The 20,462-nt window shown below is 64.1% G+C and carries 7 protein-coding genes; all 7 read right to left on the bottom strand.

The annotated features are described in order from the left end of the window. The 7 genes from RHP72_RS14740 to sufB all read right to left on the bottom strand — a co-directional run bounded on the left by RHP72_RS14740 (window position 1) and on the right by sufB (window position 20,371). The gene (locus tag RHP72_RS14740; RefSeq protein ID WP_311094835.1) at window positions 1-14,286 is read right to left on the bottom strand and encodes a non-ribosomal peptide synthetase; all 14,286 of its coding nucleotides are present in this window, start codon (window positions 14,284-14,286) and stop codon (window positions 1-3) included. Between the two features lie 339 nt (window positions 14,287-14,625). Further along, window positions 14,626-15,048, bottom strand: coding sequence for a metal-sulfur cluster assembly factor (locus RHP72_RS14735; protein WP_003944963.1), 423 nt, complete (start codon window positions 15,046-15,048; stop codon window positions 14,626-14,628). Next, complete coding sequence (gene sufU, locus RHP72_RS14730; RefSeq protein WP_003944894.1) at window positions 15,045-15,548, bottom strand: Fe-S cluster assembly sulfur transfer protein SufU; 504 nt, start codon at window positions 15,546-15,548, stop codon at window positions 15,045-15,047. Before sufU ends, RHP72_RS14735 begins: the two co-directional genes overlap by 4 nt. A 3-nt stretch (window positions 15,549-15,551) precedes the next feature. Then, a complete protein-coding gene (locus tag RHP72_RS14725; protein ID WP_003944865.1) occupies window positions 15,552-16,817 on the bottom strand; it encodes a cysteine desulfurase in 1,266 nt (421 codons plus the stop codon). A 5-nt stretch (window positions 16,818-16,822) separates the two neighbouring features. Next, on the bottom strand, window positions 16,823-17,629 hold the full coding sequence (gene sufC / locus RHP72_RS14720) for a Fe-S cluster assembly ATPase SufC (RefSeq protein WP_003944795.1): 807 nt from the start codon (window positions 17,627-17,629) through the stop codon (window positions 16,823-16,825). Window positions 17,630-17,690: 61 nt separating this feature from the next. After that, window positions 17,691-18,911 (bottom strand): Fe-S cluster assembly protein SufD, encoded by a 1,221-nt coding sequence (gene sufD / locus RHP72_RS14715; protein ID WP_003945011.1) that lies wholly within the window; start codon window positions 18,909-18,911, stop codon window positions 17,691-17,693. Then, the gene (sufB, locus tag RHP72_RS14710) at window positions 18,911-20,371 is read right to left on the bottom strand and encodes a Fe-S cluster assembly protein SufB (protein WP_003944799.1); all 1,461 of its coding nucleotides are present in this window, start codon (window positions 20,369-20,371) and stop codon (window positions 18,911-18,913) included. Before sufB ends, sufD begins: the two co-directional genes overlap by 1 nt. Between the last annotated feature and the right edge of the window lie 91 nt (window positions 20,372-20,462).

The following is a 20,462-nucleotide window of genomic DNA, read 5'->3' as shown; positions in this document are numbered from 1 at the left end:
TCAGCCGCGCACGTCTTGGACCTCGATCAGAGCGTCCAACTCAGCGTCGACGTCCGGGGCCGCGTGACGACCCGTTCCGACCGCAAGGTTGATCACGGGTCCGATCGCCTCCAGACCTGCCTCGGTGAACATTTCGGCGTGTGACGTGGGCACCGGACGGTCGATGATCACCCCGGAGACGAACGGTCGCCACGCCGACGCGGTTCGCAGCGGGTCGAAGGTGTCGGCGTGTGCCGAGAAGAACAGCAGATCGCCCACGAACTTGCCCGGGCGGTATCGGTGAGCCAGTTCGGCGCCGGCGGAGTATTCCTCGAACAGTCGCTCGATCCGATCGCTCGAGACCAAGGGGTGATCGCCGATGGTTTCACGCAAGAGTGCTTCGGCGTCCTCGGATGTCAGATCACGCTCGCCGGTGTCCGGGACCGAGATCCCCAACCCGCCGATCAGTTCGGCGAGAGAAGGCTGCGCGCCTGCCATCGTCGGGTCTTCGAGAACGAAGCTGTCGAGCAGAATCAGGTCGGCGACGCTCTCACCCGCGGCTTGCAACTGCACCGCCGCCGCGTGAGCGATCAATCCGCCGATCGACCACCCCAGCAGGTGATACGGACCGTGCGGCTGAACTCCTCGAATTTCCTCGACGTACCGCGCCGCGAAGTCCTCGATCAGCTCCGCCCGAAATTCGGAGTCCGTCAGGACCGGCGACTGCAGGCCGTAGAGCGGCCGGCTGGAGTCGACGTAGCGATCGAGCGCTCCGTAGCACCAGGCCAATCCGATGGCCGGATGGATGCAGAACAGTGGCTCGGCGCGGCCTTCCGGACGTAGTGGCAGGACTACCGCAAGTGCGGAGGTATCCGCGTCACTTGTCACAACTGTTGCCTCGAGTTCGAAGAGTCTGCGCGCCAATGCCTCCGGAGTCGGGTCGGAGAATATCCACGCGACGGGGACGGTCATGCTGGTGCGTTCTTTGATGGCAGCGACCAAACGCGTTGCCATGAGTGAGTTGCCGCCGAGTTCGAAGAAACTCGAATCGGCGTACGTGTCTACGTCGGCCAGATCGAGTACCTCTGCGAAAGCAGCGCAGATCGCGATCTCGTCGCTGCCTTCCGGACTGCGTCCACTCGGCGACTCCCAGTTGGGAGCAGGCAGAGCGCTGCGATCGAGCTTGCCCGCCGGTGTGGTCGGGACTGCGCCGATCACGACAACAGCGGACGGGTTCATGTGCGCAGGCAGCGATATACCTGCGTGACGGCGCAGCGCGGCGGCGTCGAAGTCCGCATGTGCCGGGACGACGTACGCGACGATCCGAGCGTCGACGCCCTCCCCGACGACGACGCTGACAGCCGAATGCACGGACGCTTCCGCTGCCAGCACCGCGTCGATTTCTCCGAGTTCGATTCGGAACCCTCGGATCTTGACCTGGTGGTCTGCGCGTCCGAGGTAGATCAGTGCCCCTGAGCGATCTTCGCGCACAAGATCCCCGGTGCGGTACATGCGAGCGCCTTCGGGTCCATGCGGGTCGGCGACGAAGCGCGCGGCTGTGAGTGCGGGGTTGCCGAGGTACCCGCGGGCGAGACCGTCGCCGCTGACGTAGAGCTCACCGACGACCTGGCCGGGAACCGAGTGCAGTCGGGAATCGAGAATCATCGCGTCCACGCCGCGGATCGGGCCGCCGATCGTCACGGGCTCCCCCGCGACCAGCGAATCACTGATGGTGACGGCGACGGTGGCCTCGGTCGGGCCGTACGCGTTGAACATTCGGCGCCCCGGTGCCCACCGAGATACGAGGTCGGCGGAACAGGCGTCGCCGCCGACGACGACGGCTTCGAGATGGTCGAGCCCGGCGGGATCGACAGTCGCCAAGGCGGCTGGAGTCACGAAAGCATGGGTGATCGTCTGCTCGTCGAGCAGTTCGTGCAATTCGACACCGCCGAGAACTGTCGGCGGCGCTATCACCATCGTTGCGCCGGCGCCGAGAGCCAGAAGGAGCTCGAGAACCGACGCGTCGAAGCTCGTCGAGGCGAAGCTCAGAGCACGAGAGTGCGCGGTGACGCCGAAACGCTCCCGCTGTTCGTCGGCAAACGCTGCCAGTCCCGCGTGAGTGACCAACACGCCCTTGGGTTTTCCTGTCGAGCCCGAGGTGTAGATCAAGTAGGCCGGGTTGTCGAACTCGAGTGGCGCGTCCGGCAGTGTCTCGGAATGGACTGCCTCGATTTCGGTGGTGAATTCGATCGCATCCAACTCGATCCACGATGTGACGCCAGGAAGGTCGGCCGCATACTCGCCCCTGGTGATACCGAGTACCGCTCCACTGTCGGTGAGCATGTGCTCGATCCGCTCGGCGGGGTACGCCGGATCCACGGGAAGAAACACTCCGCCGGCTTTCGCTACGGCCCAGAGCGCGATCACATAGTCGGCCGACCTCGGAAGCGCCAGTGCCACAATCATTTCCGGCGCTATTCCGCGAGCGATCAACGCAAACGCCATAGCGTCGGAGCGTCGGTCGAGTTCGCCGTACGTGAGCGTGACGGATGTGGCGACGTCGACGATTGCCGGAGCGTGCGGATCGGCAGCGCCGCGAAGCAGCAACTCCGGCAAGGTCAAAGCATCGCCGGCCGGACGTCCGGGCAACGCACGCAGGCGACGTCCCGCAAGATCCACGTCACCGACGACGGCGGAGGGCTGGGCAGTCAGTGTCTCGACGATCGTTTCCAGCATCACTGCAAACGACGCCGCCGTATCGGTGTCGAAGAGATCCTTCGCGTAGGTGAGGGAGGCCTCGTAGCCGCCGCCTTCCTCCGCGGTCTGTTCGACAACGGTGAACTGCAGGTCGTACTTGGCGATGTCCGGTGTGATCTCGTGGGCACGAACGGCAAGTCCAGGCAGGTCCCACGTCGTCGGGTGGGCGCCGTGGAACGAGATCATCGTCTGGAACACCGGATGACGGTCGGTGCTCCGGGTCGGCGCCACCACGTCCACGACCTGCTCGAACGGAATGTCCGCGTGGGCGAAGGCGTCGAGATCGACGGAGCGGACAGTACGCAGAACGTCGACGAACGTCGACCCGGGGTCGACCGTCGTGCGCAGTCCGACCGTGCCCACGAACATTCCCACGAGGTCGTCGAGAACTCGGTGTCCTCGCCCGGCGACCGGAGATCCGATCACGATGTCGGTGCTTCGACTCAGCCTGGACAGCAGGACGGCATAGGCAGCGTGCAGCACCATGAACGGCGTCGCCGCATTGGCTCCGGCAACCGCCTCGACCGCGATCCGGGTGTGCGCCGGAAGCGAGACCGCGGTGTGGGCACCGCTCAACGACTGGGTGAGCGGACGCGCTCGATCGCTCGGAAGGTCGATCAATTCAGGTGCGCCCCGCAACGTCTCCCGCCAATACGACGCCTGTGCCCCGAGCACGCTCGCGGATTCGTTCACCGCGCCCAGCGCTTCCCGCTGCCAGATCGCGAAGTCCGCGTAATGCACCTCGAGCGCGGTGAACTCGGGAGCGTGTCCCGAACTTCTCGCGACGTAGGCGGTGAGCACGTCCTTCATCAACGGCGCGATCGACCATCCGTCCGCCGCGATGTGGTGGATCACGATGACAAGTGTGTGGTGCTGCGGCGTCGATTCGAGCAGGAGCGCGCGAACGGGAGCTTGGGTCGTGATGTCGAATCCACGCGACGCGAATTCTCTGGCGAGCTCTGCCGGTTCACGGGTGTCCGCATTTCCGTACTCGAGCGAGGTGAATGCATCCTGGATCACCTGGTGTGGACCGGTGCCGGAGTCGGGGAACACCGTGCGCAGGATTTCGTGCCTTTCGATCACGTCGAGGACCGCAGCTTCGAGGGCCGGCACGTCGAGTGCACCGTCGAGGGAGATCGCAGCAGGGACGTTGTACGCGGGTGAGCCGGGATCCATCTGGTTGAGGAACCAGATGCGTGCTTGCGCGTAGGACAGCGGAATTCGCTCGGGGCGGTCTACGGCGGTGATCGGTGGAAGCGCCTTCGCCCCGGCGGATGTGTCGAGCGCGGTGGCAAGTTCCCGAATTTCGGGGTGCTCGAACAGCATTCGGACAGGCACCTGCCTGCCCAACGACTCGCCGAGTCGCTGGGCCAGTCTGGTGGCGAGCAGTGAGTTGCCGCCGAGTTCGAAGAAACTGTCCGACGCACTGATCTGTTCGATACCCAGCAGTTCCGCCACGACGCCGGCAACCTGGAGTTCGGTCGCGGTCGTCAGCGGCTCGACACTTCGCTCGGACGAACGCAGTGTCGGCGCCGGCAGCGCCGATCGGTCGAGCTTCCCGACGGGGGTCAGCGGTACGTGATCGATCGGGGTGATCGCCGACGGCACCATGAAGGCGGGCAGTGAGCGGCGCGTATGGCTCAGCAACTCGTCCATCTCGACCGCATCGGCGCCGAGCACTACGTACGACGCCAACATCGTCTCACCGGAAGCTGCGTCGACGCCCACGGTGACCGCGAACTCGACGCCGGGGTAAGTGCTGAGGACGGAGTCGATCTCGCCCAGTTCGATGCGGAATCCGCGCACTTTCACCTGGTGATCGGAGCGTCCGACGTATTCGATCGTCCCGAGCGGCGTCCACCGAACCAAGTCACCGGTCCGGTACATGCGGGTGCCGGCCGGGCCGAACGGCGCTGCCACGAATCGCGTCGCCGTCAAGGCGGGTTGGTCGAGGTAGCCGCGGGCAAGTCCCAGGCCGGCGATGTAGAGCTCACCGGTGACCCCGACGGGTACCGGCTGAGCCGAGCCGTCGAGAATTACCGCGGACACGCCGCGGACGGGCCCGCCGATGGTCACGGTCTCCCCCACGCTCAAGGCATCACTGATGCAGACCATGACGGTGGTTTCCGTCGGCCCGTAGCCGTTGAACAATCGGCGACCCGGTGCCCACTTACGGACCAGTTCGGGTGGGCATGCCTCGCCACCGACAACGATCGACTGCAAGACGTCCAGCCCGGTGGGATCGACCGAGGCCAGCGCTGCCGGTGTGATGAACGCGTGGGTCACCTGGTGATCGGTGACCAATTCGGCGAGGTCCTGGCCGCCGTAGACGTCGGGAGAGGCGATCACCATCGTCGCGCCTTCACCGACTGCGAGCAGCAGTTCGAGGATGGATGCGTCGAAGCTCGGTGAGGAGAAGTGCAGCGTCCGCGACTGCGCCGAGATGCCGTAACGCGCCGTCTGCTCGGCCGCCAACGCGCTCAGGCCACGATGAGTGATGCTGACGCCCTTGGGCTTTCCCGTCGATCCGGAGGTGTAGATGATGTAGGCGAGGTTGTCGATTCGGATCGGCGCGGCCGGAACCGGCTGCCCGACACCGTCGCCGTGGATGTCGTCCATTGTCATCCACGGAACCGGGCGGGGCAGTGATTCGATCACCGCTTCCGTCGTCACTCCGCGAGTGGCTCCGGAGTCGGTGAGCATGTGCAGAATGCGATCGGCGGGGTATCGCGGATCGACCGGAACAAACGCGGCGCCGGTCAAGGAAACGCCCCACAAGGCGACGATCGAGTCGATCGAGCGCGGAATCGCGATCGCCACAATGTCTTCGGCACCGATCCCTTCCGTGGTCAGACGGCGGGAAAGCGCCGATGCACGGGCGAAGAGATCTCGGTAGAGCACGGTGGTGTCACCGGATCGAAGGGCCACCGAATCGCCTGAACGGGTGGCGGTCCGCGTCAATATTTCGGCCAAGGTGCGCGAACTGGTCCACGCCGGACCTCGTACCGGCATCAGCGACGCCCGCTCGAGGGTGCTGAGGAAATCTAGGTCGTCGATCGCGGCGTCCGGATCTGCGGCGACGGCGCGGGCCACCGACTGCACACGCGCGGCGATCGTTTCCGCGGTGGCAATGTCGAAGAGCGCCTCGGCGAACCTGAGCGACCCGGTGATCTCGGTCTTCTCGGAATCGCCTGCCAGCAGGGTGAACTCGAGGTCGAACTTCGCGACGGACGGTTCGAGTGCTTGCGCTTCGAGATGCGCGTCGTGGACCGTGACCTGCGGCGAGACCACATTCTGGTGGTACGACAGCATGACCTGAAACAGGGGGTGTCGCGTCGTCGACCGGTCGAGATCGAGGGCGTCGACCAGCACCTCGAAGGGCAGCTCGGGGTGCGCAAAGGCGGCAAGGTCGCGTTCACGGACGACCTCGAGCAGGGAGGTGAACGGCGCTCGGTGATCGACCGGCGTGCGAAGCGGTACCGAATTGACGAACATCCCGATCAGGGAATCCAGCTCGGGTCGCCCGCGGCCTGCCACCGGGGTGCCGACCACCACGTCGTCGGTTGCACCGAGACGCGCGAGAACAACCGCCAGGATCGCGTGTACGACCATGAACTGCGTCGAGCCACTGCGCCTCGCCACGGCGGCGAGACGCTCCCCGGTCGCCGCGTCGATGACGATCGGCACCGATCCGACGGCGGTCGTGGAGACAGATCCGCGTGGGCGATCGACCGGTAGCAGTACCTCGTCCGGGGCACCAGCCATGGCAGTGGTCCAGAAGGTCAGTTCGCGGGCAACCAGAGACTCCTGGTCGCCGACCTGTCCGAGCGAGTCTTGCTGCCACACCGCGTAGTCGGCGTACTGCACGTCGAGCGGTGTGAAAACCGGGGCGTCTCCGACGACGCGTGCGGAGTACGCCGCGACGAAATCTGTCGCAAAGGGAGTCAGGGACCAGCCGTCGAAGGCGATGTGGTGGATGACGACGACCAGTACGTGAGCGCCGGCGTCCTCGCGCACCAGCATGGCCCGAATCGGCAGATCCGAACCGAGATCGAACCCACGCGCCGCGAACTCCGTCGTCGCCGCGTCCACACCTTCGGATCCGCGGTAGCGCTCGACGGAGAACTGCACGTCGGAGAGCGCTCGGATGACCTGGCTCGGGCCGTCGGGGCTGTCGACGTAGATCGTTCGAAGCACCTCATGGCGTGCAATGACGTCCGCAAGCGCCTCCTCGAGTGCATCGCCGTGGATGTCTCCGGTGATGCGGATCGCGAACGGAATGTTGTAGACCGCGGAATGGGGGTCGAAGCGATTGACGAACCACAGGCGCTGTTGCGCGGCGGAGAGCGGTAGGCGGTCCGGGCGAGCACCGGCGCTCAGGGCAGGTCGATCGTCTGATTCTTCGGCGCTCGCCGCCAGACGTGCAGCGAGCGCTTCGACGGTCGGTGCTTCGAAGATCGAGCGCACGTCCACGGTGAGTCCCGTCGCTGCGCTCAACCGCGCGGACACCTGCGTCGCGACGAGCGAGTTGCCCCCGAGATCGAAGAAGCTGTCTCCTGCTCGGACCTCGGGTACGTCGAGCAGTGAAGCGAACACGTCGGCAACGGTTCGTTCGAGTCCGGCCTCGGGTTCACGGCCCGTTCCGAGGATTTCGCGCGGTATCGGCGTCGGCAACGCTCTGCGATCGAGTTTGCCGACCGGAGTCAACGGAATGGCGTCGATCGGGGTGATCGACGACGGAATCATGTAGCGCGGCAGCGTGTCGGCGAGTCCCACGAACAGCGACTCGATATCAGCGTCGCCGCTCAGCAACACGTACGACGCCAGAGTGGTACCCGCGGCGGATTCGACGGGAATCGTCGTGGCGAACTGGACGAGAGGGGAATCCATCAGAGCAGCGTCGATCTCGCCGAGTTCGATGCGGAACCCGCGGATCTTGAGCTGATGATCGCTGCGGCCCACGTAGCGAAGGGTCAGGTCCTTGGTCCAGCGGACCAGGTCACCGGTTCGGTACATCCGGGCACCGGGCGTCGAGTACGGATGCGCGACAAACCGATCCGACGTCAGCGCGGGACGAAGGTGGTAACCACGTGCAAGGCCCGGCCCACCGATGTACAGCTCGCCGACGCCGCCGATCGGGACCGGTTGCAGCCGAGAGTCGAGCACCACGGCGTCGATTCCGCGGATGGGACCGCCGATGGTGATCGGCTCCCCCGGTGAGAGTGGGTCACTGATGGCAACCATGACAGTGGTTTCGGTCGGACCGTATCCATTGTGCAGTCTGCGCCCGTTGCCCCAGCTCGAGACCAATTCCGGCGTGCACACGTCGCCGCCGACGACTACGCATTCCAGTGCCGTCACGCCCGCCGGATCGACGGTCGCCAGCGCAGCCGGAGTGATGAAGGCATGAGTGACCTCGTGGCTTCGGAGGAACTCGCTCAACGCCTCCCCTCCGTAGATGTCGGGAGGGGCGATCACCATCGTCGCGCCGGTCGAACCGGCGAGCAGTAGCTCGAGTACGGCGCCGTCGAAGCTCGGTGACGCAAAATGCAGAGTTCGCGACCCGGCGGTGATCCGGTACCGATCCTGTTGTTCGCGAGCAAGATTGGCCAAACCCGCGTGAGTGACGACGGTGCCCTTCGGCACTCCGGTCGAGCCGGACGTGTAGATGACGTACGCGGCCGACGCCGCAGTGATCGACGCTGTTCTGTCAGCGTCGTCGATGGCAGCGTCGGAGTAGGCGGCACATTCTGCAACCGTGTCCGCGTCGCCGAGGTCGATCCAGGCTGCGACGTTCCCACCGGCTGCCGGACCGGCCGCAACCTCGGCGGACCGAATTCCGATCCGCACACCCGAATCCTCGAGCATGTGCGCAACTCGATCTGCGGGATAACGGGGATCGACCGGGACGAAAACGCCACCGGCTTTGGTGACCGACCAGACTGCGAGCACGGAGTCGACCGATCGGGCGACGGCCAGTGCGACCGGTGTCTCGGGGCCGACTCCCAGGTCCATGAGGTATCGAGCGATCCGATTCGATCGACGCTCCAGCTCCCCGTACGAGAGTGAGCGCTCGGAGTCTTCGAGGGCGATCGCGTCGGGATACGTCCTCGCGGTGTCTCCGAGGATCTGCGCCAGCGTCGATTCGCCCACCGAAGCCACACCGCGTCGCGGCAACGTCGCGGCACTCTCCCGCGATCCGAGTACACGAAGGTCACCAACCGATGCAGTCGGTTCCGACACTGCCGATTCCACGAGTGTCACGAAGTTTCGCGCCAACGCTTCGACGGTCGCGCTGTCGAACAGGTCGGTGGAATAGGTGAACGTGGCATCGATTCCTGCTGCGGCCCCGGCCTCGTGACGTTCGGTGACGGTGAGCTCGAGGTCGAACTTGGTCAGCCCCGTCTCGACTGCCCGCGCCGTCATCGACACCCCTGCCAGTTCGGCTGTGTGGGTGGTGGCTATCCGCGAGGTGATGGCCGCTTGAAAGACCGGGTGGTGTGCGGGCGAGCGGTCCAGTTCGAGCGCGTCCACGACGACGTCGAAAGGCACGTCCGCATTGTCGAAGGCATCCACGTCGACGGCCCTGACCTGTGACAGGTGTGCGGCGAACGTTGCGTCCCGATCGACGACGGTCCGCAGGGCAAGAGTGTTGACGAACATGCCGACGAGCAGATCGAGAGATCTGTCCCCTCGTCCGGCCACCGGTGTTCCGATGACGATGTCGTCCGTGCCGCTGTACCTGGCCAGAAGCAGGGCGAAGCACGCGTGCAGGGCGATGAACGGCGTGGCGTCGTGATCGGCGGCAAGTACAACGAGCTTCTGATGCGTGGAAGCGCCGATTCTGATGTCGACTCCGGCTCCGCGCATGGTCGGGTCGAGTGCGCGCGGACGGTCCGTCGGCAGGTGGAGCTGCTCGGGCGCTCCCGCCAGCTGCTGCTTCCAGAACGCGATCTGTGAGTGGGCAAGTGAATCGGTGGATGACGCGTCGCCGAGGTGTTCTCGGTGCCAGAGCGTGTAGTCGGCGTACTGCACCGGAAGGGGTGCCCACTGCGGGCTGTTGCCGCCGACGCGGGCGGCGTAGGCGCCGGTGAGATCAGCAGCCAACGGCGCGAGCGACCAACCGTCGGCCACCATGTGGTGCAGAACCACTACGAGGACAGCTTCCTCGTCATCGCCTTCCTTCTCGGCGGCGACAGTGATCAGCAGGTAGCGCACCGGACGTTCGCGGACCAGATCGAAACCGGCCGAAGAGAATTCGAAGATCACTCTCTCGAGGCTTCCGCGTTCCACGTCGATCGACTCGAGCCCTGCGATCCCCTCGCCCAGGCCCAGAACCTTCTGCGTCGCGTTGTCCCCGATCTGAGGAAACACGGTGCGTAGTGACTCGTGACGTGTCACGACGTCCACGATCGCGGCACTGAGTGCGTCGGGATCGACGGCGCCGCGCAACGACACCGCCAGTGGAATGTTGTACGCACCTGATTCCGGTGCCACGCGGTTCAGGAACCACAGTCGCTGCTGCGCGGGAGCGAGAGGCAGTGCAGCCGGCCGGGCCACGACCTGAATACCGTCGGCGTCCGGGGTCTGTGCCGCACGCTCGATCGTCGCCGCGATCCCGGACACCGTGGGATGGTCGAAGAGTGCACGCAGCGGCATTTTAACCCCGGTGGCTTCGGTCAAGCGCGCTACCGCCGTCGTCGCTACCAGCGAGTTTCCGCCCAGATGGAAGAAATTATCGTCGAGTCCGAGCGGTCCACTACTCAGGATGTCAGCCAGAACCGCCGCAACCTTGCCCTCGGTCGGGGTCGTCGGGGGTCGGAAGACCTTGGTGGAGGCCAGGATAGGCGAAGGCAGCGCACGCCGGTCCAGTTTTCCGTTGGTGGTCAACGGAATCGAATCGAGGACCATGAAGGCATCGGGAACCATGTAGGTCGGGAGGGCTTCGGCGGCGTGAGCTCGGAGGGCTTCGGCGTCCACGACGTCGGAAGCGGTCACATAGGTCACGAGAGCGCCGCCCGCCGGCGTCGGAGCCACGACGGTCACGGCATCGTCGATTCCCGGCGCGCTGAGGATGACGGAGTCGATTTCGCCGAGTTCGATCCGGAATCCGCGGATCTTGACCTGCGCGTCGCCGCGTCCGAGGTACTCGAGTTGTCCGGGCGCAATCCATCGTGCGCGGTCGCCGGACCGGTACAACCGTCGTCCGCCGGCATTGAAAGGATCGGCGACGAACCGGCCCGCGGTGAGGTCTGGACGGCCCAGATAGCCACGGGCGAGTTGACCGCCCGCGACATAGATCTCCCCCGCGATCCCCACCGGGACCGGGGAGAGATGCTCGTCGAGCAGGTACACACGAAGTCCGTCGATCGCGTCACCGATCCGGCTGCCGGTAACCGCACTCGCGCTCGCCCGGTCGAGTTCGAGATGGGTGACGTGCACCGTCGTCTCGGTGATGCCGTACATGTTGACGAGTGCAGGCGCGGATTCCGTGTGACTTTCGTACCCCGGGTGATTGTCGTACCAGCGCCCGAGTCGACGCAGGTCCAAGGCTTCGCCACCGAAGATCACGTACCGGAGCCGGGTCTCCGAATCGGCCCGAAGGTCGGCTTCGATGTACTGGTAGAAGGCCGAGGGCGTCTGATTGAGCACGGTGACGCCTTCTGCGGCGACCAGCGCCCGGAAGGCGTCAGGGTCGCGTGATACCTCGTGATCGACCAGGACCAGCGTTCCGCCGTGGAGCAGCGCGCCCCACAGTTCCCAGACCGAGAAGTCGAAGGCGAACGAGTGGAACATCGTCCACACGTCGTTGCCGTCGAATCCGAATTCGACGTGCGTGTTCTCGAACAATCGCACCACAGCGGCGTGGGTGACGGAGACACCTTTGGGTCGGCCCGTCGACCCCGAGGTGTAGATCACGTACGCCAGATTGTCGGCTCCGTGTCCGCGCGGGCGCTCATCGGTTTCCAGACTCTCACCGGAGTATTCGTCGGATTCGACGCCGACGACCACCACGTCAGAGTTCGGGAAGGCGGAGTTCGGGAAAGTGGAATCGGAGATGACGCACACCGGTTGCGCATCCTCGACCACGTATGCCAAACGCTCGGCGGGGTGTGCACGATCGAGTGGGAGGTATCCGCCGCCGGCCTTCACTACCGCGACAGCGGCAACGATCATGTCCACGGATTTCGGCAGCATGATTCCGACCAACGACTCGGATTGCACGCCATGATCGACGAGCTTGCGCGCCAACTGATTCGATCGTCGATCGAGTTCGCGGTACGACACGCGCTCGCTACCTGCGACAACGGCGATCGCTTCCGGGGTCGCCCGAATGCGGTCGGAAAGGATCTCGGAGAGCGTTCGGACCGGGGTAATCGGCAGAACGGGCGGCACCAGCGCCTGGCGCGCGTCCGGGCGCAGTAGATCCACTGAGCCGAGCGCCGAGTGCGGAGCACCGACCATCGCGGTCAAGATTCGTAGATAACGGTCGGCGAGGTCCTCGGCTTGCTCCTTCGTGCCGAGCCAATCCAGAACACCGGAGATCGGCTGATCGAAATCGGCATGCTCACCAGTCGGAATCGCCAGGGAGACAAACAGTTCCGGCACGGTGGCCAGATCCGATCCGATAGGCGCACCGACCATGAGCCCCGGAAATCTCGGGTGAGCATCCAGCGGCTCCTCGAAGCAGACCATCGCCCGGAACAACGGGCCCGTCTCGACCCAGCGGCCGTCACCGAGTGCGGCGGTCACCGAAGACAGAAGAATGTCTGCGTGTTCGAGAGCTTCGATTGCGACGGTGTCCACCGCACCGACCAGGTCGGTGAGCGTCATGGTGTTCGACACCGTCGAGCGAAGCACCAACTGGTTGGCGAACATCGAGACGAAATCGTCCGGATTGGAGGCGCCGTATCCTCGGACCGAGACGCCGATCGACACCTCGTCAGCCGAACCGACGCGGCGCAGCAGTCCGGCCATCGCAGACTGGAACAGCACGAACAGACTCGTGTTCATCGTCGTCGCCATCGTCTCGAGGCTCCGGCAGAGGCCTGCCTCGATCTCGAGGGGCGTGGACGTTCGACCGGTTCCGGCGACGACCGGCAAACCCAGTTCCTCGGCGGGGTTCGACAAGGTCGCAGACCAGTACTCGACGTTGCGGGCGTGTTGAACTTCGGCGATCCATTTACCCGCGGCGTCGGGGTCGATATCCATCAATCGAGTTCCCGATTCCGCAGCGCAGAACAAGTCGAGGAACTCGAGGAAACGCCGGTGGTGACGCGAGATGTCCTCGTTGGTGTACAGGTCTGGATTCGCGGCGAAGTCGATCTGGATCTCTTCGGCTGCGGAAGTCTGATAGACGTTGACGGAGAGGTCTTCGATCGGCCCGGTCGAGATCACGTTCAGTTCGCCGTGCGCGTCCCCGAGAGTGATTCCGGAATGGAACAGCATGAGGTTGATCAACGGCCCGTGGAAGCCTCGTCCGTCGGCGATGCTGTGATCACCGGCGTTGAGGTCGCGTCGTAGGTCCTCGTGGCGGTATTTCTGATGACGCAGTGCGCCGGTGAGTTCGATCTTCACCTCGTGCAGCAAGTCCCCGACCGCGAAATGCGGATCGACGCTCGCACGTATCGGAACGACGTTCGACATCATTCCGCCGGACCGGCGAGCAGCTTTTGTCGTCCGCCCCGAGACCGGCAGGCTGAGGACCACGTCGCGGGTCCCGGTGGCCCGGGCGAGGTAAGCCGCCAGTGCACCGATCACCACTGACGACGTCGTCACATCGTGGGCGGCGGCCAGCCGTTCGAGGGAGCTCCGCATTTCCGTAGGTACCGTCGCCGACCGTAGGCGAGACCATGCCTGCGACGGAGCAGTCGAGGACGCGAGCGAGGTTCCGCCCGGTTTGTCGGCCATCTTGGTGTTCCAGTAGTCGCGATCGCGCTCCCACCGCGTGGAGCCCAGATAGTCGGCCTCTGCCTTCACCAACGATTGGAGGGGGGCAGTTACCGCTGGGGGAACTGGTAGATCGCGCACCGCGGCGGTGTAGATCTCGGCTGTGCGGTTCATCATCGACATCGCGCCGAAACCGTCGAGCGCTACGTGATGAATACGGCTGTACCAGTAGTAATGGTCGTCGCGCAGCACCAGGACTGCCAGCCTGACCAGGCGATCGGTGAACGGATCGATGGCAGCAGTGTGCTCTCTGCGCATCCATTCCTGCGCTGCAGATTCCGGATCCGATTCGGCGCGAAGATCGACCACGTCGAGGGAGTCGTCCATGTCGAGATCGAGCCACTGACGCGCAACCCCGTCCACCTCGACCAGGCGCAGATATCCGGAGCCGATCTCACGGCCGGTCTGTTTGCTGGCAGCGGTCAGCAGCTCGATGTCGAGTGGGCCGTCCACGTCCACGTACTGAGCGATGCTGACGGGAATCTCGGGTCGAAGCTGTTGTGCGACAAGCAGGGAAAGTTGCGCGGCAGAAAGAGGGAAGGTGAGTTCGTCGTCCGGACGAGCTGCGGAAACGATTCCTCGGTCGGGACTGCCATCCACACGAATCTCCCTCTTACAACTTGATCATGATGCAAACAGGTTTATGCGTCCGCTGGACGCTTCGAACTGATCGGGGCACTTCGAAAATGAGACGAATACTTTGGAAAGCTCGGGTGGAAACTGGCAAATCGCCCGCCGGAGATCACATCGTGACAATCAGCTGCGATGTTACCGATCAGTCAGCTTCCAGCAAATATTCATCAAACAACCATTTGGGACTATTGTCCTGAATATCATGGCTAAAACGGCCCTATATAACAAACCGAAGCGCCGGTACCCGACGAACGGGCACCGACGCTCCGGTGAAATGTATTCAGTTGATCGTGCCGAGGTTGCTTGTCAGACCGTGAAGCCGAGTGCGCGCAGTTGCTCGCGTCCGTCTTCGGTGATCTTGTCCGGTCCCCACGGCGGCAACCACACCCAGTTGATCTTCATGTCGGTACACAGATCGCTACGCACAAGTGCGCCGCGCGCCTGGTCCTCGATCACGTCGGTCAACGGGCACGCCGCCGACGTCAAAGTCATGTCGATAGTGACGACACCGTCGTCTTCGAAGAGTCCGTAGACCAAGCCGAGATCGACGACGTTGATTCCCAGTTCGGGATCGACGACGTCGCGCATCGCTTCTTCGAGTTCGTCGAGTCGCTCAGGCGACGGGACAGTGCCACTGCCCTGTGCGCCACCGAATTCCGCAGTGGAATCGGGATTCGGATTCACCGGAGCGCCGACCTCGGCGTCCTGCACTGGTTGTGTCTCGGTCATGATCCCTGTCCTTCAGTCGTGTCGACCAATTCACTGCTGCTGTCCGCCGTCGTCACAGCACTGCCGTCGACAATCTGGACTACAGCATCCTTGAATGCCATCCATCCGAGCAAGGCGCACTTCACGCGTGCCGGATACTTCGAGACTCCGACGAACGCGATACCGTCGCCGAGAACGTCCTCGTCCCCCTCGACGGTGCCCCGACTGCTCACCATCTCGTTGAACGCCGTCACCGTCTTCAGTGCGTCGGTGACCTGCATCCCGATGACGAGGTCGTTGAGCACCGACGTCGACGCCTGGCTGATCGAACAACCCTGACCGTCGTACGAGACGTCGGAGACCGTTCCGTCCTCGGATATCTGGACGCGCAACGTCACCTCGTCGCCACACGTCGGGTTGACGTGGTGCACCTCGGCGCCGAACGGCTCACGGAGTCCGCGGCCGTGCGGATGTTTGTAGTGATCGAGGATCACTTCCTGATACATCTGCTCCATGCGCATGATTCAGTTCAACTCCCCTGCGACACCGAAAAATTCCTGCGCACGCTTGATCGCGGCAACGAGAACATCGATTTCCGCGGTGGTGTTGTAGAGCGCAAACGACGCACGGGCCGTCGCAGCGACACCGAACTTACGATGCAGCGGCCACGCACAATGGTGTCCGACGCGAATCGCGACGCCCTCGTCGTCGAGGATCTGTCCGAGGTCGTGGGCGTGAATACCGTCCACGACAAAGGAAATCGCGCCGCCGCGGTTCTCGGACGTCTGTGGTCCGATGATGCGCAGACCTTCGATCGCCGACAACTTTTCGAGAGCAGCCTCCACCAACACGTGCTCGTGCGCGGCGACTGCGTCCATCCCGAAGGTGTTCAGGTAATCCACGGCAGCGCCCAACCCGACCACCTGTGAGGTCATCGGGACGCCGGCCTCGAAACGCTGAGGCGGCGGCGCGTAAGTGCTGACCTCCATGGTGACCGTCTCGATCATCGATCCGCCGGTGATGAACGGAGGCATCGCTGCCAGCAGTTCACGACGGCCGTAGAGAACTCCGACCCCCGAAGGGCCGAGCATCTTGTGACCGGAGAACGCCGCGTAGTCCACTCCCAGTTCGTGGAAGTCGACCGCCATGTGAGGCACCGACTGGCACGCGTCGAGCACGACGAGTGCACCGACGGCGCGTGCTCGTCGCACCAATTCCTCGACGGGCGCGATCGCGCCGGTCACGTTGGACTGGTGGGTGAACGAAACGACCTTCACCGCGTCCGTCAGCTCCAGCGAATCGAGATCGATCCGGCCGTCGTCGGTGACGCCGTACCACTTGAGCGTCGCACCGGTTCGGCGCGCAAGTTCCTGCCAGGGAACGAGGTTGGCGTGGTGTTCGAGTTCGGTGATGACGATTTCGTCGCCAGGACCGACATGGCGGTCGAAGCGATCGTCACCGAGAACGTAGGTCACCAGATTGAGAGCCTCGGTGGCGTTCTTGGTGAACACCAACTCGTCCGAATCCGCACCCACGAAGGAAGCGATGGTGGCGCGAGCATTCTCGTACGCGTCAGTCGCCTCTTCTGCGAGCTGATGAGCACCCCGGTGTACTGCCGCGTTACACGTGGTCAGGAAGTCCCGTTCGGCATCGAGAACCTGGACCGGACGCTGTGAGGTAGCGCCCGAATCCAAGTACACCAAAGGTTTTCCGTCGCGCACGGTTCGCGCCAGGATCGGGAAGTCGGCCCGAACCGCTGTGACGTCGAGCTCGCGCACCGAGGTGGTCATCGTGATTACGCTCCCTGGGTAGCTGCGGTGTCCGCGGTGAAACGAACGTAGCCGTTGGTCTCGAGCTCGTCGGCCAGCTCCGGTCCACCGGACTCGACGATGCGGCCACCGACGAACACGTGAACGAAGTCGGGGTTGATGTAGCGCAGAATGCGCGTGTAGTGCGTGATCAGCAGAACGCCGCCGTTCTCGCGCTCCTTGTAGCGGTTGACGCCTTCGGAGACGGTGCGCAGAGCGTCGACGTCGAGGCCGGAGTCGGTCTCGTCGAGGATCGCGATCTTCGGCTTGAGCATGCCCAACTGCAGGATCTCGTGCCGCTTCTTCTCGCCACCGGAGAAGCCTTCGTTGACCGAGCGCTCGATGAACGAGGGATCGATCTCGAGCTCGCTGAGGGCTTCCTTGACTTCCTTGACCCAGTGGCGCAGCTTGGGAGCCTCGCCTCGCACGGCCGTAGCGGCGGTGCGCAGGAAGTTGGACATGGAAACGCCGGGAACCTCGACGGGGTACTGCATGGCCAGGAAGAGCCCGGCACGTGCACGCTCGTCGACGCTCATTGCGAGGACGTCTTCACCGTTGAGGGTGATGGAGCCCGACGTGACCTGGTACTTGGGGTGACCGGCGATGGCGTACGACAGAGTCGACTTGCCGGAGCCGTTGGGGCCCATGATCGCGTGGGTCTCCCCCGAGCGGACCGTCAGGTCGACGCCTTTGAGGATCTGGATGGGCTCGGCGTTGGCATCGGAGTTGGCGACCTCGACGTGCAGGTCACGAACCTCGAGGACCGAGGTGGTGGTGTTGTCACTGGTAGACATGAAATTCCTTCAAGATGAGGCGGGCGAGCGTAGCGACGGGGTGGTGTCGCAGGCGGGGCGGTCAGGAGCCGACGGCTGCGAGTTCGGCTTCGACTGCGGCTTCGAGGCGATCGCGCACCTCGGGAACAGCGATCTTGTTGATGATTTCGTGGAAGAACCCACGTACGACCAGACGACGAGCCTGATCCTCCGGGATACCACGAGCACGCAGGTAGAACAGCTGCTCGTCGTCGAAACGTCCCGTTGCACTTGCGTGGCCGGCCCCGACGATCTCACCGGTTTCGATTTCGAGGTTCGGAACCGAGTCGGCGCGGGCGCCGTCGGTCAGCACCAGGTTGCGGTTGAGCTCGAACGTGTCGGTGCCCTCCGCTGCGGCGCGGATGAGAACGTCGCCGATCCACACGGTGTGCGCGTCGGGCTTACCGGATCCGGGATCGCCCTGAAGCGCACCCTTGTAGACCACGTTGGACTTGCAGTTGGGCTGCGAATGATCCACCAGCAGACGCTGTTCCAGATGCTGGCCGGCGTCGGCGAAGTACAGGCCGAGCAGTTCGGCGTCGCCGCCCGGTCCGTCGTACTTGACGGTGGCGGACAGGCGAACCAGGTCGCCGCCCAGGCTGATCGAGGTGTATCGAAGCACTGCGTCGCGGTTCAGGCGAGCGTGGTGTGACGTCACGTGAACTGCGTCGTCCGCCCAGTCCTGGATGGCCACCACGGTCAGCTGCGAACTGTCACCGAGAACGAATTCGATGTTCTCCGCGAAGGTTCCGCTGCCGCGCTGGTCGATCACGAACGTCGCCTTGGCGAACTGCGCCAGACGAATCTGGGTGTGTCCGTAGGCGACGTTGTCGACTCCGGGGCCGGTCATGGTGACCACAACGGGCTTCTCGACCTCGACCTCGGCACCAACCGAGATGACCGTTGCCGTCTCGAAGCTCGAATACGCCTGCGCTGCAATGCGATCAGCGGGAACGCCGGCTTTGCCCAGACGTGCGTCGTCACGGCCGACGGTCTCGACGGTGATGTCGCTGCCGCCGTCGACCTCGACGGTGACCTGTCCGTTGGCGACGGCGCTGCCGTCGTGCAATCCCCGGAGGCGACGCAGCGGGGTGAACCGCCAGATCTCGTCACGTCCGCCGGGAACCTCGAAAGCATTGACGTCGAACGAGGAGAACTGCTCACCCTTGTTCGTGATGGGTGAGCCTGTGGCTGCACCCTTTACAGGAGCGGTCGGGTTCTCCCCGGCAACAGCTCCGATGACTCCGGTCTCTGGCGTGGTCACTAACCCACAGCCCCTTCCATCTGAAGTTCGATAAGGCGGTTGAGCTCGAGCGCGTACTCCATCGGGAGTTCCTTCGCGATGGGCTCGACGAATCCACGCACGATGGTGGCCATCGCCTCGTCCTCGGTCAGTCCGCGGCTCATCAGGTAGAAGAGCTGATCGTCACTGACCTTCGAAACGGTGGCCTCGTGACCCATGGTGACGTCGTCCTCGCGGATGTCGACGTACGGGTAGGTGTCGCTTCGGCTGATCTGGTCGACCAGCAGAGCGTCACACTTGACGGTCGATTTGGAGCCGTGGGCACCCTTGTTGACCTGCACCAGACCGCGGTACGACGCACGTCCACCGCCGCGGGCGACAGACTTGCTGATGATGGTCGAGGACGTGTGCGGCGCGAGGTGGAGCATCTTGGCGCCGGTGTCCTGGTGCTGGCCCTCGCCGGAGAACGCAACGGAGAGAACCTCACCGCGGGCGTACTCGCCCATCAGCCACACGGCCGGGTACTTCATGGTGACCTTGGAGCCGATGTTGCCGTCGACCCACTCCATGGATCCGCCGGCCTCGACCTTGGTGCGCTTGGTCACCAGGTTGTAGACGTTGTTGGACCAGTTCTGGATGGTCGTGTAGCGGCAGTGGCCGCCCTTCTTCACGATGATCTCGACGACGGCCGAGTGCAGTGAATCGGACTTGTAGATCGGCGCGGTGCAACCCTCGACGTAGTGCACGGAGGCATCTTCGTCGACGATGATCAGGGTGCGCTCGAACTGACCCATGTTCTCGGTGTTGATGCGGAAGTACGCCTGCAACGGGATGTCCACGTGGACTCCCGGCGGAACGTAGATGAACGAGCCGCCCGACCACACGGCGGTGTTCAGCGCGGAGAACTTGTTGTCGCCGGCCGGGATGACCGATCCGAAGTACTCCTTGAACAGCTCCGGGTGCTGCTTGAGACCGGTGTCCGTGTCGAGGAAGATGACGCCCTGCTCCTCGAGGTCCTCACGGATCGAGTGGTAGACGACCTCGGACTCGTACTGAGCTGCGACGCCGGCAACGAGGCGCTGCTTCTCCGCCTCGGGGATGCCGAGCTTGTCGTACGTGTTCTTGATGTCCTCGGGCAGGTCTTCCCACGACTCGGCCTGCTTCTCGCTGGACCGGACGAAGTACTTGATGTTGTCGAAGTGAATACCTTCGAGGTCGCTGCCCCAGTTCGGCATCGGCTTCTTGTCGAAGGTGCGCAGCGCCTTCAGGCGGATGTCGAGCATCCACTCGGGCTCGCTCTTCTTGGCGGAGATGTCCCGCACGACAGCCTCGGACAACCCGCGCTGCGCGCTGGCTCCGGCTTCGTCGGAATCGGACCAGCCGTAGCCGTAATGACCGAGGGACGCGATGGTCTCTTCCTGCGTGAGCGGCTCGGTGCCTGCTGCCGCAGTGGTAGTCGCCTGGTCTGATGTGACGGTCATGCGAGCTCCTTCCGGAGTCTTGTTTCTTGACGGCTGCTCGGGTTCAGCGAGGGCTGGTCGCTGTGGTCGAGCAGTTCTGACTTTGAAGAAC

It is taken from the genome of Rhodococcus sp. SG20037, assembly GCF_031763325.1.
Classification (GTDB): domain Bacteria; phylum Actinomycetota; class Actinomycetes; order Mycobacteriales; family Mycobacteriaceae; genus Rhodococcus_F; species Rhodococcus_F qingshengii.
The sequence above is the reverse complement of the archived record's forward strand: the minus strand, read 5'-3'. Positions and strand labels throughout refer to the sequence as shown.

What these genes read in the sequence shown, in the direction of transcription:
- RHP72_RS14735 (WP_003944963.1), bottom strand. Translation starts at nt 15,048, where the DNA reads ATGACCGAGACACAACCAGTGCAGGACGCCGAGGTCGGCGCTCCGGTG.
- sufU (WP_003944894.1), bottom strand. Translation starts at nt 15,548, where the DNA reads ATGCGCATGGAGCAGATGTATCAGGAAGTGATCCTCGATCACTACAAA.
- RHP72_RS14725 (WP_003944865.1), bottom strand. Translation starts at nt 16,817, where the DNA reads ATGACCACCTCGGTGCGCGAGCTCGACGTCACAGCGGTTCGGGCCGAC.
- sufC (WP_003944795.1), bottom strand. Translation starts at nt 17,629, where the DNA reads ATGTCTACCAGTGACAACACCACCACCTCGGTCCTCGAGGTTCGTGAC.
- sufB (WP_003944799.1), bottom strand. Translation starts at nt 20,371, where the DNA reads ATGACCGTCACATCAGACCAGGCGACTACCACTGCGGCAGCAGGCACC.